Annotated in this window: 2 protein-coding genes and 2 pseudogenes; all 4 read right to left on the reverse strand. The window is 73.0% G+C overall.

The window, feature by feature from the left end:
* Window positions 1-114, reverse strand: a pseudogene (locus tag SSQG_RS43910) (NAD-binding protein); the annotation flags it as partial.
* 167 nt (window positions 115-281) lie between these two features.
* A pseudogene (locus SSQG_RS04730) lies at window positions 282-1,449 on the reverse strand (substrate-binding domain-containing protein).
* 47 nt (window positions 1,450-1,496) lie between these two features.
* Entirely contained in the window at window positions 1,497-2,594 is a 1,098-nt protein-coding gene (locus SSQG_RS04735; RefSeq protein WP_003988568.1) for an ABC transporter permease, read from the reverse strand.
* On the reverse strand, window positions 2,591-3,182 hold a 592-nt coding region (locus SSQG_RS04740), incomplete at its 5' end, for an ATP-binding cassette domain-containing protein (protein ID WP_039931954.1). The genes SSQG_RS04735 and SSQG_RS04740, both read right to left, overlap by 4 nt.

The following is a 3,182-nucleotide window of genomic DNA, read 5'->3' on the forward strand; positions in this document are numbered from 1 at the left end:
GAAGACCTCCTTGCGGTCCACCCAGCGTGACCCGGGCCGTCCCGTCCAGCCGCTTCGCCAGCCGGACGCCGGCGTAGCCGGCCGGCCGATCACCACTACGTCGCCGTCGTACACACCGAGTCTCCTGTGCCTGGTGGGGGGCGCGAGTGCCGCCATGGGCGGGCCCCGCTCGGTTCGACTCCCGGCGGCCACTCGACTGACGCGAGACTAGCGTTTGAAACTTAAAGGGTTTCCGAGGTTCCGTGCATGTTCCGTGAAGGGATCGGAACCCTGACCGGTCGTCACTTCCCCCAGATCGTCCGGTAGGCCTCCCGGTAGCCCGTCGGGTCCCAGGTGCTGGTGCCCTCACTGTTGCCGGCCGTGGCGACGTGGACGGGGGCGACGTACCCGCTCGCGGGGCGGCCGGAGTAGGCGCGGTTGAACTCGTCGACGATCTGCCAGCCCTGGAGGGACAGCGGCTCGGGCACGGTGGCGGCCTGGTACTGCCTGCTGTTGATGCGCTGGAAGGCGGACGGGTCGCCGTCGCCCGCGCCGATGTTGAAGGGCGGCCCGGACCCCTTCTCGCCGGCCGCGCGGAAGGCTGGGGCGGCGTCGGCGAAGTACAGGTCGTTGATGGCGACGGAATGCGTCCACCGGTCCTGGAACCGGGAGAGCAGGGAGGAGACCTCCCGCGGGGTGCGGCTGCTCGCGTCGGGGATCGGGATGTTCTGCACCGAGAGCACGTCGACGCCCCCGCAGTCGGCGAGCTCCTTCCTGATCAGGTCGGACTTGTTCCGGGCGAAGGGGATCGACGCGTCGGTGATGACCACGACCCCGGCGCGGCCCCGCGAGTCGGAGATGATCCACTGCGCGCTGATGCGGGCCACGTCCTGGACCCGGGTGGTGACGTTGGTGAAGAGGTCGGGCTGCCGGCTGGGTCCGGGGTCGGGGACCGCGTGCCAGCCGATGAGCGGGATGCCCTGGGCGTTGGCACGGGCGACCTGTGACGCCGTCGAGTCGGGGTCGAACCCGCCGACGACGATGCCCGAGGGCCTGAGGGCCACGGCCTCGCTCATGGCCGCCTGGATACCGGCGGGGGTCCCGCCGCCGTCGATCACCCGGACGGTCCAGCCGATGACCCGCGCGGCTTCCCGCACCCCTTGTGCGGCGCCCGCGACGCCGGGATTGGTCATGGTCTGGGCGAGGTAGACGAGGAAACTAAACAAGAAGACGGCCTCCGGGACCGCTGGTGGGGCAAACCCAGGGGATGTCGCCGCGCTCCGCCCCGGCGACGGCCCGCTGGGCCCGGTCCTGGACGGCGGGGCAGCCACTCGGGCCCGTCGTCGTCTCGTGCGCGCCCTCCGACGAGCCGCGTTCGCAGCCGGCCAGTGCGGTCGCCGCGGCCAGCAGGGCGCAGGAGGCGAGCCGCGCGAAGCGGATTCCGGGGGCGGCCTTAGGGGTGCGGTGCACGGGAGCTCCTGTGGGGGGATCGACGTGGCGGGGCCTGCCGAAGCGGTTCAGGGGGGCGTGCCCGTCGTGCCGCCCTCCGGCGCCGGGGAGGACGGTGGCGGGGGCTGCGCGGCGGACGCGTCGCGGGCGGCACCGCCGCGCAGCCTGCGGCGGGCGGCGTATCCGGCGAGGCCCACGGCGATGAGCAGGGTCGCGCCGTTGAACAGCGGGACCGTCCAGAACTCGGCGCCAAGTTGGGCGATGCCGGTGAGGCCCACGGCGAGCACGGCGACGGCGACGACGGTGCCGAGGGCGTTCGGCCGGCCGGGCTTGATCGCCGTGGAGCCGAGCAGGGCGCCGACGAAGGCGGGCAGCAGGTAGTCGAGTCCGACGCTCGGGTTGCCGATCTGCTGCTGGGCCGCGAGCAGCACACCGGCGAATCCGACGATCAGGCCCGAGGCGGCGAACGCGTAGACGGTGTAGGTGCGGGTGGGGATGCCGACGAGGTCCGCCGCGCGTGGGTTCGATCCGACGACGTACAGGTACCGGCCGATCGGCAGTCGCTCCAGCACCAGCCAGAGGAGACCCGCGAGGGCGAGCACGTAGAAGGCGGGGACCGGCAGGCCGAGGAACGAGGAGTCGTAGAGGTCGGTGAAGGCGGGCGGCAGGCCCTGCGGGCCGGGGACGATCCGGCCGCCGTCGGTGACCCAGCCGGTCACGGCGTACATCATGCTGCCGGTGCCGAGGGTGGCGATGAAGGAGTCGATGCGGCCGAACTCCACGATGACGCCGTTGAGGACTCCCACGACCAGCCCGCCGGCGATCACGGTGAGGCAGGCGAGCGGCCAGGGCCAGCCCTCGTTGACGATGAGCTGCAGCACCATCACGTGGGCGAGGCCCAGGCCGTAGCCGATGGAGAGGTCGAACGCTCCGGTCACGATGGGCACCGTGGCGGCCAGTGCGAGGACGGCCGGGATCGACTGGTTGGAGAGGATCGAGTCGAGGGTGGCCAGCGTGGGGAAGGTGTCGGGCAGGGCGAGGGAGAAGACCAGGTAGAGCAGGGCGGTGAGGACGAGCAGGCCGTAGGCGCCGATGTGGTGACCGCCGGGGCGGCGAAGGCGTCCCGAACGGCCCCGGGGCGGGGCGGGAGGGGGCGGCGGCGTCATGGGTTCCCGGGGTTGGACGGGGGCATGGCCGAGGCCGCCCGGGTGAGCCCGGCGACGGTGAGGGCGCTGCCACTGAGCTCGGCCGTCACGGAGCCGCGCACGAAGACCAGGGTGCGCCGGCACACACCCGCGACCTCCTCGAAGTCGGTCGACAGCAGCAGGACCGCGAGGCCGGCGGAGAGCGCCTCGTCGAGCAGGCGGTGGATCGCGGCCTTGGCGCCGACGTCCACGCTCGCGGTCGGCTCTTCGAGGATGAGCAGCCGCAGTCCCGTCCGCAGCCAGCGGCCGATCATGACTTTCTGCTGGTTGCCGCCGGAGAGGGTGGTGATGGGGACCTCGCTGTCGCGGGGGCGTACCGAGAACCGGTCGATCAGGGCGGCGGCCTGGGCGCGTTCGCGACGGGGGCCGATCCAGCGCGGTGCCCGCCGGACCCCCGCGCGGGGATTGGCCAGGAAGTTCTCCCGTACGGTCAGCTCGGCGAGGCAGCCCTCGCGCAACCGGTCGCCCGGCACGAAGCCGACCCCGCGGGCGACGGCTTCGGCGACCGTGCGCGGGCGGTAGGGCCGCCCGTCGAGCAGCGCCCGGCCG

Source organism: Streptomyces viridochromogenes DSM 40736, assembly GCF_000158955.1.
In the GTDB taxonomy this organism is placed as follows: Bacteria; Actinomycetota; Actinomycetes; order Streptomycetales; family Streptomycetaceae; genus Streptomyces; species Streptomyces venetus.